Origin of the sequence: Vibrio sp. B1-2, assembly GCF_963888445.1 — a bacterium.
Lineage (GTDB): Bacteria > Pseudomonadota > Gammaproteobacteria > Enterobacterales > Vibrionaceae > Vibrio > Vibrio anguillarum.
This window is the reverse complement of sequence record NZ_CAWPJH010000003.1, coordinates 20,658-40,058: the sequence shown is the minus strand read 5'-3', so window position 1 is coordinate 40,058 and position 19,401 is coordinate 20,658. Positions and strand designations below refer to the sequence as shown.

Below are 19,401 nucleotides of genomic sequence, written 5' to 3'. Positions count from 1 at the left end.
CACACCTAGCCTAACGTTGAAATGGCTTTATTATTTATGGTTAAAAACTGACAATATTGGTAAGAAATAGTAATAACGTTTTATTGTCAGAAAATATCATCATAATTTATCACGCACCTAACAGAGCTTGACGGACTCCTCACACCACAATTGTTAATATGAACTCCTCAGATTAACCCTTTCTGCTTTTCTAAAAACAAAGGACAACTCAATGAAACGATTTCTTTTACCTCTATTTGGTTTGCTCGCGTTAGCGGGGTGTGATCAACAAACACAAACAGAAAGTACTAAGGCTCTAGAGCCCACCGTGATGGTGACGGAAACAGATGCCGTACCGTCACCCATCTGTGCAAGTGAGTTGATGCCGGGAGGTTGGCAAGCGACAAAAATTACCGACGAAGCTAAAGAAGCGTTGAAGAGCGCTTTAGCACAAATGGAGAGCAATGCACAATTAAAAGACATTATCGATGTCCGTTCACAAGTGGTTAACGGGGTGAATTATGCCATTGAGTTTGAAATGGCGGATGGCAGCATTTGGAATGCGATAATCTATCGCAGTTTAGAAGGTGATTACTCGTTAACCCAACCAGCAAAACAAGGCAAATTGTGTGAATAACCTCATCTCATAAGCCATTATTAAACCAGAGTTAGAGAGCAAAAAGAGGCCATGGCCTCTTTTTGCTACTCGATACTATAGCTATTTAATACTATCGCCATACACCCCATTCACCCGTAGTTCCGGGCTCTTCATTGTTTGTCCACCACTGCGCGGTCCAAGTTTGCTGATTGTGCATAACGACATCACCGGACGTATAAATTTTAGTCGCATTCCAAGCATTATCGGAGACAGGTGGCTGTGGCGTTTCCTCTTTTAGCAAAGAAAGCTGATAACTATAAGTCGCGTTTGGAGCAAATACACGATTAGCATACAGATTCTGACTATCGTACATATAGTGATTCATTTCTTGATGCCAAATCCCAATAAACCACTCCCCTTTTTTCACTTGGTTAAACTGACCTGCCATTTCCGCTGGCCACGTTGCTGTATTATTGGCTGAAATCGCTAAGCTGATATCGGTCGTTTCATTGCCATTGGCATCGAAGGTACGCAAACGAACCGTATCGCCAGATTCAACAGGACCGAAACCTTGTGAAAGATAACCACCAAGATCGCTGAGATTCTGCGCAGGTTCTGATGGGTCTGTCGGATCCGTTGGGTTTGATCCACCACCGCTAAAACTAATATCACTGCAGTTATAAAAACCTTCGCCCGCGGCATCAATACGCTGCCAGCGAGTATAAAGCACAGCATCACCACTTCTATCGGCAGGCAGGGTAATCTTGATGCGATATTTTTTATCCGTCCCCACGGTGATATTACCTTTGGTATCAATAAGATCCAGATCATCCCAAGTTAATGGGGCCTCACCGGTATAAGTCGGTTTAGAGAGATAAAACTCCCAATAAGAGGGGTTATGTGGCGCGGTAGCATTAAAGACTAATTCGATTTGTTGATTAGCGTCTAAATTCACGGCCGTTTTTTGCCAATGAGGTGAAGCAACATCTAACCCTGCTTTCGCGTTGCTGCCTGCGGAACACAACAAGCCGTCGCGAACAACAGCTTGAACATGAGCCATATCACGATAATTTGCCACATTGGCCGCCACTTCATTGCGTTGTACAAAAGGATAAGCTCCAGACTGATCAAAAGCCGCTTGGCATGCTGCATTAGGGATCGTATTACTCCAGAAACCACCATCTAGGTAACAGGTATTTTGCCGCGCGCTCGGAAATTCAACCCAACCATGAGCTTGTGCATGAGCAGAAAGCAATCCGCTCAATGAAAGCAAACCCAAAACACTGACTTTATTAATATTATTCATCATTCTTCCTTTTTGTATTATTAACATCAATGCCACAGAACGACACTCTGTAACACATAAATTGCCAATCAAAGCTAGCAAGAATTATCAATAGGCAGTGTCAAATCTGGGTAGGAATACTGGACTATTTGCTTATTTTGCCACTCTCTTTCCAATCAAAAAGGATATGAGTCATTGAACTCACAGTGAGTTTCGAGTGACTTCATGGTTTAACAATTTTTGCCAACTTTCCTTATCTGCGATTCAATTGACGACAAAACAACCAAAAACAAACATCTCGCGAACAAAAATGAAAACGATTACATCTCAATTTAATGGCACTAACCATGAAAAAATGAAAACTAATCATTTGTTTTTATGCACAAATTAATTCCCTTGTAACATTTGTCACAGAAATACATTTAGTTGCACACGACAATGCCGTTCTCTTTCGAATGAAACATTTTTTATCGTTCGAGCTTTAGAACCATCGCACTACATTAATGAGGTCAACTATGTTTGGTATCTTTAAACCCCAAGCGCATATCGAGAGGCTCGCTACTGAGCGGCTCGATAGCACTTATAGCCGCTTGCGCTGGCAGTTATTCATCAGTATTTTCTTCGGCTACGCAGGCTACTACCTTGTTCGTAAGAACTTTAGTTTGGCGATGCCTTATTTGATTGACCAAGGTTTTAGCCGCGGTGATCTCGGGGTAGCTCTTGCCGCCGTATCGATTGCTTATGGCCTATCTAAATTTTTAATGGGGAGTGTTTCTGACCGCTCTAACCCACGCTACTTCTTAAGTGCAGGCCTTTTAATGTCTGCGTTAGTAATGTTCTGTTTCGGTTTTATGCCGTGGGCAACAGGCAGCATTACTGCGATGTTTATTTTGCTGTTCTTAAACGGTTGGTTCCAAGGTATGGGCTGGCCTGCTTGTGGCCGTACCATGGTTCACTGGTGGTCACGTAAAGAACGTGGGGAAATTGTTTCTGTATGGAACGTAGCCCACAACGTCGGCGGTGGCTTAATTGGTCCCCTTTTCTTGTTTGGTCTTTGGGCATTTAACGATGACTGGCGCGCCGCATTTTACGTTCCTGCCTTTTTTGCGACCTTAGTTGCCATTTTCATTTGGATGACACTGCGCGATACGCCGCAATCTTGTGGTTTACCACCGATTGAAGAGTATAAAGATGACTACCCAGACGACTACGATAAATCTCATGAGAATGAGATGACCGCGAAGGAAATCTTCTTTAAGTACGTTTTCTCTAACAAATTGTTGTGGTCTATCGCTATTGCCAACGCTTTTGTGTATCTCATTCGTTATGGCGTATTGGACTGGGCTCCTGTTTATTTGAAAGAAGCTAAAGAGTTCACCGTTGATAAATCTTCTTGGGCGTACTTCTTGTATGAGTGGGCAGGTATTCCGGGAACGCTATTGTGTGGTTGGATATCCGACAAAGTATTCAAAGGCCGTCGTGCACCTGCGGGCATCTTATTCATGGTTCTCGTTACTTTTGCGGTACTCATTTACTGGTTTAACCCTGCTGGTAACCCAGGTATCGACATGGCGGCTCTTGTTGCGATTGGTTTCTTAATTTATGGCCCAGTAATGCTGATTGGTTTATACGCACTGGAACTGGCTCCGAAAAAAGCAGCAGGTACCGCAGCAGGTTTAACAGGTTTGTTTGGTTATCTCGGCGGCGCAGTAGCGGCAAATGCGGTATTGGGTTACACCGTTGACCACTTTGGTTGGGATGGCGGCTTTATGATCCTAGTCGCTTCGTGCGGTATTTCTATCCTTTGTCTGCTGTATGCCTACATTGGCGAGCGTGCTCACCATAAAGAAAAAGACAGACTTGCGGAAGAAAAAGCGTCAACACAATCATAAATCTGACACCTAAATGTGTTGAATTTACGTTACGCACTGTTCACTTTGAATCAAAACTCTCCCCCTGCAACGTCAGGGGGAATTTTTAAGGATAACAATATGAAACTGACACTACTCGCACTTTCCATGGCTACTTTAGCCAGCTCGGCGTGGGTTCAAGCAGAACCATTGGTGATAGCGCATCGCGGCGCTTCCGGTTATCTGCCTGAACATACCCTTGAAGCCAAAGCGCTTGCTTACGGCATGAAGCCTGATTTTATTGAACAAGATGTCGTGATGACCAAGGATGACCAATTGGTGGTTCTTCACGATCACTATCTTGACCGCGTCACTGACGTTGCAGAGCGTTTCCCTGACCGTGCACGTGGTGATGGCCGCTATTACGCCATCGATTTTACGCTGGCAGAGATCAAAAGCCTGCGCGTAACTGAAGGTTTTAATATCGATGACAAAGGCAATAAAACCGCTGGTTTCCCCAACCGTTTCCCTCTTTGGAAATCAGACTTCACCGTCCCAACCTTAGCGGAAGAGATCGAGCTGATCCAAGGGCTGAACAAAACGCTCGGTTACGATATTGGTATTTATCCAGAAATCAAAGCGCCTTGGTTCCACCGCCATGAAGGTAAAGACATCAGTAAAGCGGTACTGAAAATGCTGAAGGAATATGGTTACGACAGTCAAGAGTCAAACGTTTACTTGCAATGTTTTGATCCTATCGAGCTAAAGCGCATTAATGATGAACTGCTTCCAGCAATGAACATGGACCTCAAACTGGTTCAATTGATGGCCTACACCGATTGGAATGAGACCATGATCTATGATGGCGACCAAGCACAGCCATACAGCTATGATTGGATGTTCGAAGCAAACGGCATGAAGCAAGTCGCTACCTACGCCGATGGCATTGGCCCGTGGAAACCTATGTTGGTTGACGACGCTTCAACCAAAGAAAACATCATCATCAAGCCATTGATGAAAGCCGCTAAAACCGCAGGGTTGATCGTTCACCCTTATACCTTCCGCGCAGAGCCCGATCGCATTGCACCTTATGCCGACAGCTTTGATGGGATGCTCGATGTGTTCTACAACACTGTAAAAGTGGATGGTTTATTTACGGACTATCCTGATAAAGCAGTGGAGTTTTTGCATTCAACTCGCTAAGTAAGCGTGATTAACCTTACCACTTTGGCACGCTTCATCCCCAGTATCATCATGCTGGGGATGTTATTTTTGGTGACTTAATGCCTTCACCACCTTAAGCACATGCTTATTTAAGTTACTGGCTTCCCAAAGCACCGCAATTTGGCTGTTAAAAGGCATCTCCTCGATGGGAGTGATCACGGCAGAATCATCGATATGTTCAGCCAGTGATTGGGGTACAACAGCTACGCCAAATCCTGCTTGAGCCATTGCAACCATAGACCTCAACTGTGGAGCCGAAAAACGTTGATCGACACGGATGCCCACATCGTCAAACAGCGCTTTCATACCATCATGCAATGCTGGCCCCGTTTCACGAGGAAACAACAAAACGTACTCATTTTTTAACTGAGCTAAAGTAAGGCGATCTTTTCCAGCCAATGGATGCCCTAAAGGGATCACCGCGACAAAAGGCTCTTCAAATAAAACCACCCGCTGTAAAGACTCACTGGCATAACAAGGTAAACGCACCAATGCTATATCCAACTGCTTAGCTTTCAACTGCTCAACCAACTCTGGCATCGCTTGCTCAACCGCAGTGAGATTCACGTTTGAAAAATTGTCCCTTATCTCCCGCACTCGGGATAATATTTGGGTATTCATCGCAACCGAAGTAGCAAAGCCCATCCGCACTTCATTTTTTTCTCCACGCGCCAGCTGTTTTACTTTCGCCTTCGCTCGATCCACATCATTTAAGATGGTGACCGCATCAACATAAAACATTTGCCCAGCCTCGGTCAGCTCTACCCCACGTGGTAAACGCTTGAATAACAGCGTACCGAGCTCATGCTCCAATTTCTTTATCTGCTGACTCAACGGTGGTTGAGCAATACCTAACACTTCAGCCGCTCGTGTGAAATGGCGAGTTTGTGCCACCGCCACAAAATACTTGAGATAGCGAAACTCCATATCTTTTCCATATAGAAATAAATCTTATTTATATTGGATTTAGCCACGTGGAGAAGTCAATCTAAATATACACTTTATTGCATAAATGGTTATTCTCATGCGTGGATTCTACACTCCGCTTTGTGCTTGTTCTCTCGATGTAGCAAAAGAGTTTGCTGAATATCATCATGTAACGGGGGATGGAGAGATTTACCAAACTTCGTTGATGAGTGCGTTGATTGCTGGCGTTTATGAAGGCGCAACAACGGTTGAACAACTGCTGCAACATGGCGATTTTGGCTTGGGCACATTCAATCAATTAGACGGTGAGCTCATTGCGTTTGATAAAGAAGTTTTCCAATTAAAAGCCGATGGTTCGGCTAACCCCGCACACTTAGCGCAGCAAACTCCCTTCGCCGTCATGACTTTTTTTACTCCTGATGTTGAAGTTCCCATCACCTCTAAAATGTCTCGTGCTGACGTTCATCATCTGATTGATGAGCTAGTACCCAGTGACAATATTTTCTGCGCAGTACGCATTGACGGTTTATATCAGTTTGTCAGAACGCGTACCGTGCCGCGTCAAACTCGCCCATTTCGCCCAATGTTAGATGTTGTAAAAGAGCAGCCCACATTTAATTTCACCTTCAAACAAGGCGTTATCGCCGGTTTTAGAAGCCCGCAGTACACCACAGGTATTAACGTTCCGGGGTATCACGAACATTTCATTACCGAAGATAGAAAAGGCGGCGGCCACATACAGGACTACTCTATTTCGTCGGGCTTTTTGCAAATTGGCAAAGTATCGCGCTTGGTAATTGATACCCCAACTTCGCTAGATTTCCTTAAAGCCAACCTAGCTCCCAATGACATCCGAACCGCGATTGAAAAAGCGGAAAAATAGCGCTGAACAGGAGAAAAAGAATTGAATTGAAAAAAGCCGCCAGATAGCACCACTTCGTGAAGAAGTGTCAACGTCAGTCAACAATAAGGGTATAAAAATGAATACAAAACCTACCACTAGAAACGGCGCTCAATTAATCGCTCAACAGCTGGAATCTTTGGATGTCCGCTATATTTTTGGCATTCCGGGGGCCAAAATTGATCGGTTATTTGACGCCATTGAAGACACCAATATTCAAATGATCCCAGTGCGTCACGAAGCCAATGCGGCCTTTATGGCCGGCGTCATCGGCCGTTTAACTGGCAAAGCCGGAGTCACCATGGTGACCTCAGGCCCGGGCTGTGGCAACTTGGTTTCAGGGGTTGCCACTGCCAATTCAGAAGGTGACCCGCTTGTCGCTATCGGCGGCGCGGTCAAACGAGCAGATCAACAAAAGCAAACGCACCAGAGTATGGATACCGTCAGTATTTTCCGCTCTATCACAAAATCCAGTGCAGAAATTCAACATGTTGATGCCGCCAGCGAAGTGATGGCAAATGCCTTTCGCACGGCAGAATCAGGCCGACCGGGGGCATGTTTCGTTAGCATTCCCCAAGATGTGTTATCCGACCACACTCTCACCGATATTATTGTTCCATCACGTAATGTTCATTCAAGCCAAGCCAACCCAGAAGCGATCGAAGAAGCCATTACCCGAATCGAGCAGTCACAGCGCTGCGTCGTCTTACTCGGCTTACACGCCAGTCGCGCTGAAAATGCTCAAGCCATCAGCCGTTTTTTGCGCACCACTCAACTGCCTGTAGTCGGAACCTATCAAGCCGCTGGGGCAGTTGATATTAACTATTATCACCATTTCGCTGGCCGCGTAGGTTTATTTAACAATCAGCCCGGAGATGTATTGCTGCAAGATGCTGACCTGATTGTCACTATTGGTTTTAACCCTATCGAGTACGACCCAGAGCTTTGGAACGCAAAACAGTCCCCAATCATCCACTTAGACATTGAACCAGCAGAGTATCAGCTCAATTACCAACCTTGCGTGGAAATTGTCGGCAACATCGTTCAATCACTGGATGATATGACCGATTGTGTCACCAATTTCGCACGCCTCTCTCCCAAAGCCTTATCGATTTTAGAGGAAGTGGCGCAACAGCGGCAGATAATAAAATCCTACCCTACTCGTCAATCTCAGCATGGGTTTCATCCATTAACCTTAATCAAAGCGATGCAATCCATTATTACCCCAGACACCACTTTGTGTCTGGATATGGGCAGCTTCCATATCTGGATTGCGCGTTATTTAAGCTGTTTTCGCGCCCGTCAAATGCTGATCTCCAATGGTCAGCAAACTATGGGCGTTGCCCTACCTTGGGCGATTGGTGCAAACCTGCTTAAACCCAGTACCAAAGTGGTGTCTGTTTCTGGTGATGGCGGCTTCATGCAATCAAGCATGGAGTTAGAAACTGCCGTCCGCCTAAAATGCAACATTGTACATATCATCTGGGTCGATAACGCCTACAACATGGTCGAGATACAAGAGATGAAAAAGTATCAACGCCCATCCGGAATAAAATTTGGCCCGATAGACTTTAAAGCGTATGCCGAATCATTTGGCGCGCAAGGCTTTGCCGTGACCGAACGTCATCAACTGATGCCTATGCTGCATCAAGCCATGGAAACTCAAGGACCTGCTGTCATCGCTATCCCCGTTGATTACAGCGACAACTACAAGTTGATGCTACCCAGAACACAAGAAAATCGAGATCCAATTTTTGAGCATATCGAAGGAGAAACAATATGAATGGTTTAACCCATAAAGTCGCTTTAGTCACGGGTGCCGCCAACGGCATCGGCTTTGCGATAGCACAGCGTTTATATGATGAAGGGGCCAATGTAGTACTGGCCGACTGGAATGAAGAGCAACTCGCCACCGCCATCGAAGCTTTTGACTCAACACGCGTCGCGGCGCAAGTGATTGACGTCTCCGATCCTAAAAAAGTAAAAGCCATGATCGATAACGCCGTATCACGCTTCGGTAAGCTCGACATTTTAGTCAACAATGCGGGCATCCACATCCCCGGCTCCGTCTTAGAAAGCAGCGTTGAAGATTGGAAGAAAATATCAGCGGTGAATATTGATGGCGTAGTGTATTGCTCTAAATTTGCCTTACCTGAACTGCTAAAAACGCAGGGGACCATAGTCAACACCGCTTCAGTCTCTGGCTTAGGTGGCGACTGGGGTGCCGCATTTTACTGCGCCAGTAAAGGCGCGGTAGTTAACCTCACTCGCGCCATGGCGTTAGACCACGGTGCCGCTGGCGTGCGAATTAACGCCGTGTGCCCAAGCTTAGTTAAAACCAATATGACCAATGGTTGGTCGCAAGAGATTAGAGATAAATTTAACGAGCGCATCGCACTAGGACGCGCCGCAGAACCGAGCGAAATTGCCGCCGCAGTGGCCTTTTTAGCCAGCGACGATGCATCGTTTATCAATGGTGTCAATTTACCCGTCGATGGTGGCGCTACCGCTTCCGACGGCCAACCTAAAATCGTTTAACCACGAAAATTCAGCCAGTACCTAAACCATTTTCCGTGCTGGCTGATATTTTAAAACCGCATAATTCAAAACAAGCCCCATAAACCTTTCAGCCCTAAAAGGCCTCCTTTTCCACAATTAGTACAACTCCAACAAACACGAAACTAATTGGGGAGGGTTAGGGTGGAGTGTTTCTTGGTTGCTGGCAGCACCCCCTCCTAACCTCCCCCTTAAAGGGGGAGGAACAGAACGGTATCAGCTTCCACTCTAGAGCATATAATTGGACAAAAATGCGTTACGAAAAATTGAATATTAGCAATTCATTAATAATTTTTTGTAAGTCAAATTTGTCAGTTAGGCGTTGCTCTGTTGGCGATTCAAAGCGAGTTGGAGCTTAAGACCACTTCCTATCTACTAAAAATTGCAAGACAAGACACTCCACTAAACATGAGATCCTTCACTAAATAGTGAAGTTCAAGAAACTATAATCTCGTACTCATAGGCTAGGAAAAAGGTGTGATAATGATAAAGCATAGAGCAGAGCAAGATGTCTTTAGTCAACTAGAAGAAATTTGTAAATCAAACGGCTATATATACGCAGTTGCATCCCTTTGTTTTAGGGACAACTTTCTTGTGACTTCTCCTGGGAGGAGTATTGCTGAGAATTTTAGCCATTGGTTTTCTAAAAATAAGTTGTGCAAGAATGAAATCAATACATTGTTAGGTTTAATGGTTAAAAAACCATTAACGAAGTTAGCCATAACGCAAGAAGAAATAGATAAATTAGCAAATGATTCAGATAGTCTTCTTGAAGAACTTCATAACAGCATGCTATTTAACCCTAGTGCTATTGAAGCATTATTTTCAGATATGGATTCATCTAAAGGTTTTGGTGAAAGATTTATGAGTTCACCAGCTTCTATCCGTGAATCCACATTTTATTCTGCTGACAGTGCTTATGATTTTCAATATAACGATCTGTCTATTGAAAAATATGTACAGGATGAAGAGTGGATTCTTAAAAACAAGGGATTCACAGTTAGAAATGCAGTTAATATAGTTAACATAATAAAAGAAAACATTAATGAAAAAGCAAGTAGGTTTTACAAGAAAGTAACCAACTATGAAGACTTACTTGAAATATTCAGAATAGACATTGATGCTATAAGTAAAAAAATTGATTTTGAAAAATCAGAACTATCTTCATTTATAGAGTGCTTTACATGCTCAACAAATAACACTAACTTCAATAACGTTACTGATTTGAATGATGTTAAATTACGACCAATAATTAATTTTAATGATAATTACTATATATTTAACAGCTATAGTTTATTAGAAAATCTATATGAATCTCCAATTTTCTGGATTCGTGATACTGATAAGAAATATTTGAAACAGGCAGAAAAACATCGTGGTGAATATGTAGAAAAAATGACCATAAAATACCTTAAGAAGGTATTCGGTGAAAAAAATGTATTTAGCAACATTGAAATATATAGAGACTCAAAAACTAGAATAAGCGAAATAGATGTCTTAGTTTTATTTGGAAACAAAGCATTAATATTTCAAGCAAAGTCAAAGGCTTTAACTCTTCCAGCTAGACAAGGTGATGGGGATGCGGCTAAGCGGGATTTTGTAGCAGCAGTACAAAATGCATATGACCAAGCTGTGAAGTGTGCTAAAGCTTTGCACTCCAAAAACGTCATATTAAAGGACGAAAATAATCAAAAAATTGAACTCAACTTAGATATTGATTGTTTCTATCCTATTGCCATTACATCAGAACATTACCCATCATTAACATTTCAGTCGCTAAACATGTTAACTCTTGATAGTGACCTTGAACTTATCAAGAAACCTTTTGTAATGGATATATTTTTCTTGGATGTGATGAGTGAATTCTTAAACACTCCACTTTACTTCATTAGCTATATAGATAGACGAGCTGGTTATTTTAATGATTTTGTTGCAAGCTCTGAATTGACAATTTTATCTCATCATCTAAAGGATAATTTGTGGCTTTCATCTGATTATACATTCGCATGCTTAGATGAAAGTATATGTGGAGATTTAGATCACGCAATAATGTCTAGAAGAATACCTTACTGGGGAGGGAAAAAGACACCAGAGGGAATTCTCACTTATCATGTGAACACTCCTTTCTCAAGGTTAATATCTGTGATTGATAAAGGCGATGATAGGGGAGTTATTAATTTTGGTTTGGAATTGCTCAAATTTTCCAGTAAGGCCATCAATGATTTCAATAAAGCAGTAGACGGTTGTTCGTACAAATGTATTCAAGATTCCAAACTACACGATTTTTCGTTGCTTATGGACGAATACGGTGTAACGGTACATGTGGATTTATGTAAGAATAAAATGGACTTAGAGCACGAAGCTAATCGAATGTTGGCTCACATGAACATGAAGAAATACTCATGTAAATTTGATAAGTGGTTTGGTGTTCTTTTTGATGCTATTACTAAATATCCAGTATTCATGGGAGGAGTAGATTTTCCATGGGCATATGATGAGGATATGGAAAAAGCAATACCTAAAGAGATAAAAAATAACACAAAGAAAATCTCTCCGTCAGATATTCAAAAGAAAATGAAATTTAAAATTGGCAGAAATGATAGGTGTCCCTGTGGTAGTGGGAATAAGTATAAGAGATGCTGCGGTAGATAAAAGGCATCTAAATATACTTGCTTTAAACTAACCACCCGAAAGGTGCGGTTTTCTTTTATCTGAGCCCCGTTAACGGCATAAGGTTACGTGGAATATACCCCCATGATACAACACGGGGATTTACAAACTAACACCACTAGAAGAATGGATAAACTTTGGTAGAGGAAAAGCCCATGAACAGGATGTGAATGAGTAAGAGGTCTACCAAATAATGGGGCAAAAGTGTTTTAGTAAGCCATACCAATCATAATAAATGGCACACTCTCAACGATCACGAAACTGATTCCCTCCCCTTCAAGGGGAGGGTTAGAGTGGGGTGTTTCTTGGTTGCTGGCAGTACCCCCTCCTAACCTACCCCTAAAAGGGGGAGGAACAGAACGGTATACAGACCGAAGACATCCTTTACAAAATAAACTGGAGACATGCTTTACATAAGTCACACTCAAAAATAGTGTGAAATAGTCAAATAGCGGGCGCGGATGTGCTCTATCAGCAAGCGGACTTTATTCGGGGGTTGGCGAGTAAAGGGATACACGGCATATATACCCAGTTTTTTGCCCACTTGTTCCGGGAAAACATCCACTAGCTGGCCGTTCCGAAAATCATGATAAACCAAACAGCGCGGTACATAAGCAATGCCGTGGCCGCCTAAAGCCGCTTTTCTCAGTGCCGTGGCATTATCCGTAGAAAAGCAGCCCGAGACTGTGACAATGTAGTTTCCTTTGCGACCTTTAAATTCCCACTCGCTAGCGCCTGTGGTTTGGTAGGCATATTGAAAGCAGTTGTGGTTGACTAAATCTTCCGGTTTTAACGGTTTTCCATTTTTCGCAATATAAGAGGGAGAAGCGCACACAACCCACTGTGAGTCTAAAATATGCCGCGCAATTAAGCTTGAATCTTCCAAATAACCAGTGCGGATCACTAGGTCAAAACCTCCTTCTACTAAATCAACAAAACGGTTATCAAGTGACATGTCTACCGTTAAGCCGGGGTGTAAATTGCAAAATTCCGCAACCGCGTCGGCCAATATTAGATCGCCTGATATGGTGGGTACCGACATTTTGATGTGGCCGCTGATATTTTCACCAAACCCAGCCACCGCATCGACGGCTTCTTGAGTGGCAAGCTTCACATTTTTCGCACCCTGTAACAGTGCCTTGCCCGCTTCAGTCAGAGTTAATTTACGCGTAGTTCGATATAATAGCTGCACGCCTAACTCTTCTTCTAAACGCGCCATTCTTTTACTAACTACTGAATTTGTAAGGCTATTCTGTTCTGCTACTTTACTAAAACTTCCCAGTTCCATCACTTGTGAAAACAATATTAGGTCGTCTGCTCGCATCTTATTATGTCAATTTTGGAATTAATTATTTTCATTATTTCCCTATATCCATAAAAAATAAAGGAGTAAATTCACCCAGAATTAACAAAAACATCACAAATATAATAATTTAGCTACCCGACGTGGCCGAAAGGTCTGTAGCCCCTACAGGATGTCTGCTCTTCAACTATCCTACTATTTAGAGTTAGTACGAAGAGCACACTTTACGAGGAAGTATCCAATGAACGAAACCTTACTGGCACTAGTGGCCTTCTCCCCCATTGTGGTAGCAGCGATTCTTTTAGTCGGGCTCAACTGGCCTGCGAAAAAGGCGATGCCCGTGGCCTTTGCATTAACTGTGGCCATCGCCCTCACCTTTTGGGATATGTCGGCAAACCGCGTGCTCGCTTCTGTTTTGCAAGGGTTCGGTATCACGATTTCCGTGCTCTGGATTGTGTTTGGCGCAATCTTCCTACTCAACACCTTAAAACACACTGGTGCTATCACCACCATTCGTAACGGTTTTACGGATGTTTCGGCTGATCGCCGTGTGCAAGCCATTATCATTGCGTGGTGTTTTGGCTCTTTTATTGAAGGCGCTTCTGGTTTTGGTACACCGGCGGCTATCGCGGCTCCGTTGCTGGTTGCGATTGGCTTTCCGGCGTTGGCTGCCGTATTGATGGGGATGATGATCCAATCCACTCCTGTCTCTTTCGGCGCAGTGGGAACGCCCATTATTGTTGGGGTAAACAAGGGGTTAGATACGCACAACATCACCGAAACGCTGATCAGCAACGGTTCAAGTTGGGATGTGTATTTACAGCAAATCACCGCCAGTGTCGCCATCACCCATGCGATAGTCGGTACATTGATGCCAGTATTAATGGCGATGATGTTGACACGCTTTTTCGGTAAGAACAAAAGCTGGACCGAAGGGTTAGATATTTTGCCTTTTGCGATTTTCTCTGGCTTGGCTTTTACTGTGCCTTACGCGCTAACGGGCGTCTTTCTTGGCCCAGAATTTCCCTCATTAATCGGTGGCTTGATCAGCTTGGCACTGGTTGTCACGGCCGCGAAAAAAGGCTTTTTAGTACCAAAATCACAATGGGATTTTCCAGAAGAGAAATCGTGGCCCGCAGAGTGGTTAGGCTCATTAAAAATTGATATTGAGGAGATCAAAGCTAAACCGATGGGCCTTGCATTAGCTTGGACTCCCTATGTTCTGCTCGCGGTTATCCTTGTGGCAAGCCGTGTGAGCAGCGAATTTAAGTCACTGCTGGCTGGAGTAAGCCTATCCTTTAACAACATTCTGGCTGAAACGGGCGTCAGCACGGCCATTCAACCGCTTTATCTTCCCGGTGGCATCTTGGTTTTTGTCGCGTTACTGGCAGTAATATTGCAGTCACGCAGTGCCACACCGCTCATCAAAGCATTCGGTGAATCAAGCAAAACGCTGATCGGCGCGGGCTTTGTGTTGGTATTCACTATCCCTATGGTGCGTATTTTTATTAACTCTGGCGTCAATGGCGCAGAGCTTGCGAGCATGCCTGTCACTACCGCCAATTTTGCCGCGGGTTTAGTCGGTGATGCCTTCCCTGCATTAAGTGCCACCGTTGGCGCACTTGGGGCGTTCATCGCCGGCTCAAATACAGTGTCGAACATGATGTTCAGCCAGTTCCAGTTTGAAGTGGCGCAAACACTCTCTATCTCCAGTGTGATGATCATTGCGCTACAAGCTGTTGGCGCAGCGGCGGGCAATATGATTGCGATTCACAACGTCGTCGCGGCATCAGCAACGGTCGGTTTATTGGGCCAAGAAGGAGCTACGCTGCGCAAAACCATTATCCCGACTTTCTACTACCTTGTGATGACAGGCCTTATCGGTTTAGTGGTGATTTACGGCTTTAACATGACCGACGTACTAATGACCCAACAACCCTAAGTTTGGTGATGTGATTTGGTATCAACTTGGTTTTTATAACCATTAATCTTGTGTAATAAATGCAGAGCTCGCTAGGCGGCGGCTCTGCACAAATTAGGATTCAATCTATGATTATTTCAGCCTCCACCGACTATCGCGCTGCCGCGAAAGCGAAATTGCCTCCTTTTCTGTTTCATTATATTGATGGTGGCTCATACGGTGAGCACACGCTCACACGCAATACCGCGGATTTAGCTGACATCGCACTGCGCCAACGCGTACTTAATGACATGTCAGAGCTCAGTTTAGAAACACAACTGTTTGGCGAACAGCTTGCAATGCCGATTGCTCTTGCCCCTGTTGGTTTAACTGGTATGTACGCGCGGCGCGGCGAAGTGCAAGCAGCGCGCGCGGCTGAAAATAAAGGCATTCCTTTTACACTGTCTACCGTATCGGTTTGCCCGATCGAAGAAGTATCAACGGCGCTGGCTCGACCAATTTGGTTTCAACTCTACGTGCTTAAAGATCGCGGCTTTATGAAAAATGTGTTGGAGCGCGCCAAAGCCGCGGGGGTAAAAAACCTCGTGTTTACCGTGGATATGCCCGTTCCCGGCGCGCGTTACCGCGATATGCATTCTGGCATGAGCGGCCCTAATGCGGCGATGCGCCGAGTATTTCAAGCGATGAAACACCCAAGCTGGGCGTGGGATGTTGGCTTGCTCGGTAAACCACACGATTTAGGCAATATTTCTGCCTACCGTGGCACGCCGACTAAATTGGAAGACTACATTGGTTGGCTTGGTGAGAATTTTGATCCTTCCATTTCATGGAAAGATTTAGAGTGGATCCGCGACTTTTGGGACGGCCCGATGATCATTAAAGGTATTCTAGATACAGAAGATGCCAAAGACGCGGTGCGATTTGGCGCTGATGGCATTATCGTATCCAACCACGGTGGTCGCCAGCTTGATGGGGTATTGTCAACCGCCAAAGCCTTACCTGCGATTGCTGATGCGGTGAAGGGCGACCTGAAAATTCTGGTCGATTCGGGAATTCGCACTGGGCTTGATGTAGTACGCATGCTGGCACTGGGCGCGGACTGTACGCTGCTGGGTCGCTCGTTTGTTTATGCATTGGCGGCGCAAGGTCAAAGCGGCGTTGAAAATTTGCTCGATTTATATGAAAAAGAGATGCGCGTTGCCATGACCTTAACCGGAGCGAAAACCATTACCGATTTGTCACGAGACTCGTTAGTCAAACTTTAATCTCATGATGACAAACCAACGGTAGCCGCACGTTAACCTATCCACAACCTCAATTTAAAATGGGAAACAATGATGGCCAGCACTCTTTCAGACGCCACCTATCGTCAACTGGAAACGCAACTCGCTACGCGCATCGACCCTGAGCGCATCATCACGCAGCAGGCAAAACGCCTTGCTTATGGCACTGATGCCAGTTTCTATCGCTTGGTGCCGAAAATTGTGCTGCGCTTACAAAGCCTTGATGAGGTCATTTTTGCCATTAAAAGCTGCCGCGAGCTTGGCGTTCACTGCACGTTTCGCGCCGCTGGCACCAGTTTATCTGGTCAGGCAGTTTCTGATTCGGTTTTGATCGCCTTAACCGATGACTGGCGAGGCCATAGCATTCACGATGAGGGCAAAAAAATCACCCTACAACCGGGGGTCATCGGAGCCGATGCCAACAAATACCTTGCCCCTTTTCAACGCAAAATCGGCCCAGATCCAGCCTCAATTAACACCTGCAAAATTGGTGGAATCGCCGCCAATAACGCCAGTGGTATGTGCTGCGGCACCGCGCAAAATTCTTACCGCACTGTCGATAGTATGAAGATCGTCTTCGCAGACGGTTCCGTGCTCGACACCGCAAACCCAGAAAGCATCGCTGCATTCAAAATCGCTAAACCCGAATTGATTGAAGGTATTGCTCAACTTCATGCACAAACGGCGCAAAATCACACACTATCAAAGCTTATTCACCACAAATATCGCCTAAAAAACACCACTGGCTACGCCCTAAATGCTCTCGTTGATTACTCTGATCCGATTGAAATCATTGAACATTTGATGATTGGGTCAGAAGGCACACTCGGTTTTATTGCCGACATCACCTACAACACCGTCATTGAGCACGCGCACAAAGCCTCGGCGCTGCTTGTCTTTGCTGATATTGAGCAGGCTAGCCAAGCGGTTACGACCCTGTCCAAAACCCCAGTTGCGGCAGTGGAAATGATGGATGGACGCGCGATGCGCTCTGTCGCTGACAAAGCTGGCATGCCCGCATTTATTGCGCAATTGGATCTAGAAGCCGCGGCGCTGCTAATTGAGTCTCACGCCAGCGATCACGCGGCCCTTCATTCACAATGCAGCGCCGTGATGGCAGCACTAAGCGACTACCAGATCATCGAATCCGTACCATTCACCTCTGATACCAAAACGGTGGCAACCTTATGGGGCATTCGCAAAGGGATGTTTCCTGCCGTGGGCGCAGTGCGCGAAGTGGGGACAACCGTCATCATTGAAGATGTGGCGTTTCCGGTAGAAAGCCTTGCCAGTGGTGTGCGCGATTTGCAGGCTTTGTTTGATCACTACCACTATCACGAAGCCATCATCTTCGGCCACGCTCTGGAAGGCAACTTGCATTTTGTCTTTACACAAGGCTTTGATAGCCAAAGCGAGATCGACCGCTACGGCGCATTTATGGATGACGTGGCCGAGCTAGTGGCCGTGAAATATCAAGGCTCACTCAAAGCCGAGCACGGCACGGGCCGTAACATGGCACCGTATGTGGAATTGGAATGGGGCAAAGACGGTTACACCTTAATGCAACAAATCAAAACCCTGTTTGACCCACAAGGCTTGCTCAACCCCGGCGTTATAATCAACGATGATCCGCGTTCCCACTTAGCTAACCTAAAGCCAATGCCAGCAGCTGATGCCTTGGTCGATCGCTGCATCGAATGCGGGTTTTGCGAACCTGTTTGTCCGTCTCGCACACTATCACTCTCGCCCCGTCAACGAATCGTCTTGTACCGCGAGCTGCAACGTCGACGCGCACAAGGTGAAACGGTAGAAGCTTCTGAGCTTGAAAAAGTCTTTGAATACCAAGGATTAGACACCTGCGCCGCAACTGGCTTATGCGCTGAGCGCTGCCCTGTTGGCATCAACACTGGTGATTTAGTGAAAAAGCTGCGCACCGCGAAATACCAAAAATTCATCCCCATTGCTACATGGACGGCGGATCACTTTGCCGCCACCACAGCCGTGGCTAAAATCGGCCTCAGTGCCAACCAATTGGCGAGCAAATGGCTGGGCGAGAAGTTAATCGACGGCGCAACCAACGGCTTGCGTAAACTCAGCAAAGGCAAAACGCCTATTTGGTATCCACAACTGCCGCAAGCCAATCATCAGAACTTAGCCATTGCGGTAGAAAACCTGCCGCGCCGTGAGAAAAAAGTCGTCTATCTACCCTCTTGTGCAAGCCGAAATATGGGCCAACAAAACAGCGCGGGCGATCAGCGGCCATTAACCGAAGTGACCTTATCGCTGCTTAACAAAGCAGGATATGAGGTGATCCTACCTAACGAGCTCAACAGCCAATGTTGTGGTATGCCCTATGACAGCAAGGGAATGAATGAGCTTGCGCAGTCAAAAGCGCAGCAGTTAGAAGCCGCGTTATGGCAAGCTAGCCAACAAGGGCGATATCCGGTATTGATGGATACCAGCCCGTGTGCAAAACGCAGTATTGAACAATTTACCAAACCACTGGAGATCTTAGAACCCGTCGGTTTTGTCAATAGGTATCTGTTGGATTCTTTAGCGATCAAAGCCAAAGAAGAGACTGTGATGCTGCATATCACCTGCAGTGCACGCAAAATGGGATTGGAAGCCGACATGCTCAAATTGACCCAAACCTGCGTCAGCACGGTGATTGTGCCAGAGCATATTCAATGCTGCGGCTGGGCGGGCGATAAAGGCTTTACCACGCCAGAACTGAATGCGGCGGCTGTTCATCCGCTCAAAGAGCAAGTCCCTGCTCACTGCGAACGCGGATTCAGTAATAGCCGTACCTGTGAAATTGGCCTATCACACCACAGCGGTATTCCATATCAATCCATTTTGTATTTGGTTGATGAAGTGTCTAAACCGCTTTGATCTACTCTCAAT

The 19,401-nt window shown here is 45.3% G+C and carries 13 protein-coding genes; 10 read left to right on the top strand and 3 right to left on the bottom strand.

Annotated elements, in window-relative coordinates; all coding sequences use genetic code 11:
- Window positions 1-211: 211 nt before the first annotated feature.
- Window positions 212-616, top strand: a complete 405-nt coding sequence (locus tag AACQ75_RS01530) for a cystatin domain-containing protein (protein WP_047687769.1) — start codon at window positions 212-214, stop codon at window positions 614-616.
- 91 nt (window positions 617-707) lie between these two features.
- On the opposite strand, the gene AACQ75_RS01525 is transcribed toward AACQ75_RS01530, so the two are convergent.
- Window positions 708-1,883, bottom strand: a complete 1,176-nt coding sequence (locus AACQ75_RS01525) for a lytic polysaccharide monooxygenase (RefSeq protein ID WP_445285770.1) — start codon at window positions 1,881-1,883, stop codon at window positions 708-710.
- Window positions 1,884-2,377: 494 nt separating this feature from the next.
- Between AACQ75_RS01525 and glpT the strand changes: the two genes are divergently transcribed.
- Window positions 2,378-3,754 carry a glycerol-3-phosphate transporter gene (gene glpT, locus AACQ75_RS01520; RefSeq protein ID WP_026027688.1) on the top strand — a complete coding sequence of 459 codons (1,377 nt, stop codon included), beginning with the start codon at window positions 2,378-2,380 and terminating at the stop codon, window positions 3,752-3,754.
- Window positions 3,755-3,853: 99 nt separating this feature from the next.
- Window positions 3,854-4,915 carry a glycerophosphodiester phosphodiesterase gene (glpQ, locus tag AACQ75_RS01515; RefSeq protein ID WP_088733536.1) on the top strand — a complete coding sequence of 354 codons (1,062 nt, stop codon included), beginning with the start codon at window positions 3,854-3,856 and terminating at the stop codon, window positions 4,913-4,915.
- Window positions 4,916-4,978: 63 nt separating this feature from the next.
- On the opposite strand, the gene AACQ75_RS01510 is transcribed toward glpQ, so the two are convergent.
- The gene (locus AACQ75_RS01510) at window positions 4,979-5,863 is read right to left on the bottom strand and encodes a LysR family transcriptional regulator (protein ID WP_170889357.1); all 885 of its coding nucleotides are present in this window, start codon (window positions 5,861-5,863) and stop codon (window positions 4,979-4,981) included.
- Between the two features lie 85 nt (window positions 5,864-5,948).
- On the opposite strand from AACQ75_RS01510, the gene budA reads away from it, so the two are divergent.
- The 4 genes from budA to AACQ75_RS01490 all read left to right on the top strand — a co-directional run bounded on the left by budA (window position 5,949) and on the right by AACQ75_RS01490 (window position 11,972).
- Window positions 5,949-6,746 carry an acetolactate decarboxylase gene (gene budA / locus AACQ75_RS01505; protein ID WP_069212237.1) on the top strand — a complete coding sequence of 266 codons (798 nt, stop codon included), beginning with the start codon at window positions 5,949-5,951 and terminating at the stop codon, window positions 6,744-6,746.
- A gap of 97 nt (window positions 6,747-6,843) precedes the next feature.
- Window positions 6,844-8,547: an acetolactate synthase AlsS gene (gene alsS, locus AACQ75_RS01500; protein ID WP_170889356.1), complete on the top strand. Its 1,704-nt coding sequence runs from the start codon at window positions 6,844-6,846 to the stop codon at window positions 8,545-8,547.
- Window positions 8,544-9,302 carry an SDR family NAD(P)-dependent oxidoreductase gene (locus tag AACQ75_RS01495; protein WP_013868131.1) on the top strand — a complete coding sequence of 253 codons (759 nt, stop codon included), beginning with the start codon at window positions 8,544-8,546 and terminating at the stop codon, window positions 9,300-9,302. Before alsS ends, AACQ75_RS01495 begins: the two co-directional genes overlap by 4 nt.
- A gap of 501 nt (window positions 9,303-9,803) precedes the next feature.
- Window positions 9,804-11,972, top strand: a complete 2,169-nt coding sequence (locus AACQ75_RS01490) for an SEC-C metal-binding domain-containing protein (protein ID WP_170889355.1) — start codon at window positions 9,804-9,806, stop codon at window positions 11,970-11,972.
- Between the two features lie 442 nt (window positions 11,973-12,414).
- Here the strand turns inward: AACQ75_RS01490 and AACQ75_RS01485 are convergent, their stop codons facing one another.
- Window positions 12,415-13,314: a LysR family transcriptional regulator gene (locus tag AACQ75_RS01485; protein WP_170889354.1), complete on the bottom strand. Its 900-nt coding sequence runs from the start codon at window positions 13,312-13,314 to the stop codon at window positions 12,415-12,417.
- Window positions 13,315-13,534: 220 nt separating this feature from the next.
- Here AACQ75_RS01485 and AACQ75_RS01480 point away from each other — a divergent pair, with 220 nt between their 5' ends.
- From AACQ75_RS01480 to AACQ75_RS01470, 3 genes are all read left to right on the top strand, one after another.
- Window positions 13,535-15,235, top strand: a complete 1,701-nt coding sequence (locus AACQ75_RS01480; protein WP_170889353.1) for an L-lactate permease — start codon at window positions 13,535-13,537, stop codon at window positions 15,233-15,235.
- 107 nt (window positions 15,236-15,342) lie between these two features.
- Window positions 15,343-16,479 carry an FMN-dependent L-lactate dehydrogenase LldD gene (lldD, locus tag AACQ75_RS01475; protein WP_129532960.1) on the top strand — a complete coding sequence of 379 codons (1,137 nt, stop codon included), beginning with the start codon at window positions 15,343-15,345 and terminating at the stop codon, window positions 16,477-16,479.
- A gap of 69 nt (window positions 16,480-16,548) precedes the next feature.
- Complete coding sequence (locus tag AACQ75_RS01470; RefSeq protein ID WP_445285769.1) at window positions 16,549-19,389, top strand: FAD-binding and (Fe-S)-binding domain-containing protein; 2,841 nt, start codon at window positions 16,549-16,551, stop codon at window positions 19,387-19,389.
- Window positions 19,390-19,401 lie beyond the last annotated feature (12 nt).

Bases quoted from the DNA above. Each gene is read 5' to 3' on its own strand.
- glpT (WP_026027688.1), top strand. From the start codon at position 2,378: ATGTTTGGTATCTTTAAACCCCAAGCGCATATCGAGAGGCTCGCTACT.
- AACQ75_RS01525 (WP_445285770.1), bottom strand. From the start codon at position 1,883: ATGAATAATATTAATAAAGTCAGTGTTTTGGGTTTGCTTTCATTGAGC.
- AACQ75_RS01510 (WP_170889357.1), bottom strand. From the start codon at position 5,863: ATGGAGTTTCGCTATCTCAAGTATTTTGTGGCGGTGGCACAAACTCGC.
- alsS (WP_170889356.1), top strand. From the start codon at position 6,844: ATGAATACAAAACCTACCACTAGAAACGGCGCTCAATTAATCGCTCAA.
- lldD (WP_129532960.1), top strand. From the start codon at position 15,343: ATGATTATTTCAGCCTCCACCGACTATCGCGCTGCCGCGAAAGCGAAA.
- AACQ75_RS01470 (WP_445285769.1), top strand. From the start codon at position 16,549: ATGATGGCCAGCACTCTTTCAGACGCCACCTATCGTCAACTGGAAACG.
- AACQ75_RS01485 (WP_170889354.1), bottom strand. From the start codon at position 13,314: ATGCGAGCAGACGACCTAATATTGTTTTCACAAGTGATGGAACTGGGA.
- glpQ (WP_088733536.1), top strand. From the start codon at position 3,854: ATGAAACTGACACTACTCGCACTTTCCATGGCTACTTTAGCCAGCTCG.
- AACQ75_RS01530 (WP_047687769.1), top strand. From the start codon at position 212: ATGAAACGATTTCTTTTACCTCTATTTGGTTTGCTCGCGTTAGCGGGG.
- AACQ75_RS01495 (WP_013868131.1), top strand. From the start codon at position 8,544: ATGAATGGTTTAACCCATAAAGTCGCTTTAGTCACGGGTGCCGCCAAC.
- AACQ75_RS01490 (WP_170889355.1), top strand. From the start codon at position 9,804: ATGATAAAGCATAGAGCAGAGCAAGATGTCTTTAGTCAACTAGAAGAA.
- AACQ75_RS01480 (WP_170889353.1), top strand. From the start codon at position 13,535: ATGAACGAAACCTTACTGGCACTAGTGGCCTTCTCCCCCATTGTGGTA.
- budA (WP_069212237.1), top strand. From the start codon at position 5,949: ATGGTTATTCTCATGCGTGGATTCTACACTCCGCTTTGTGCTTGTTCT.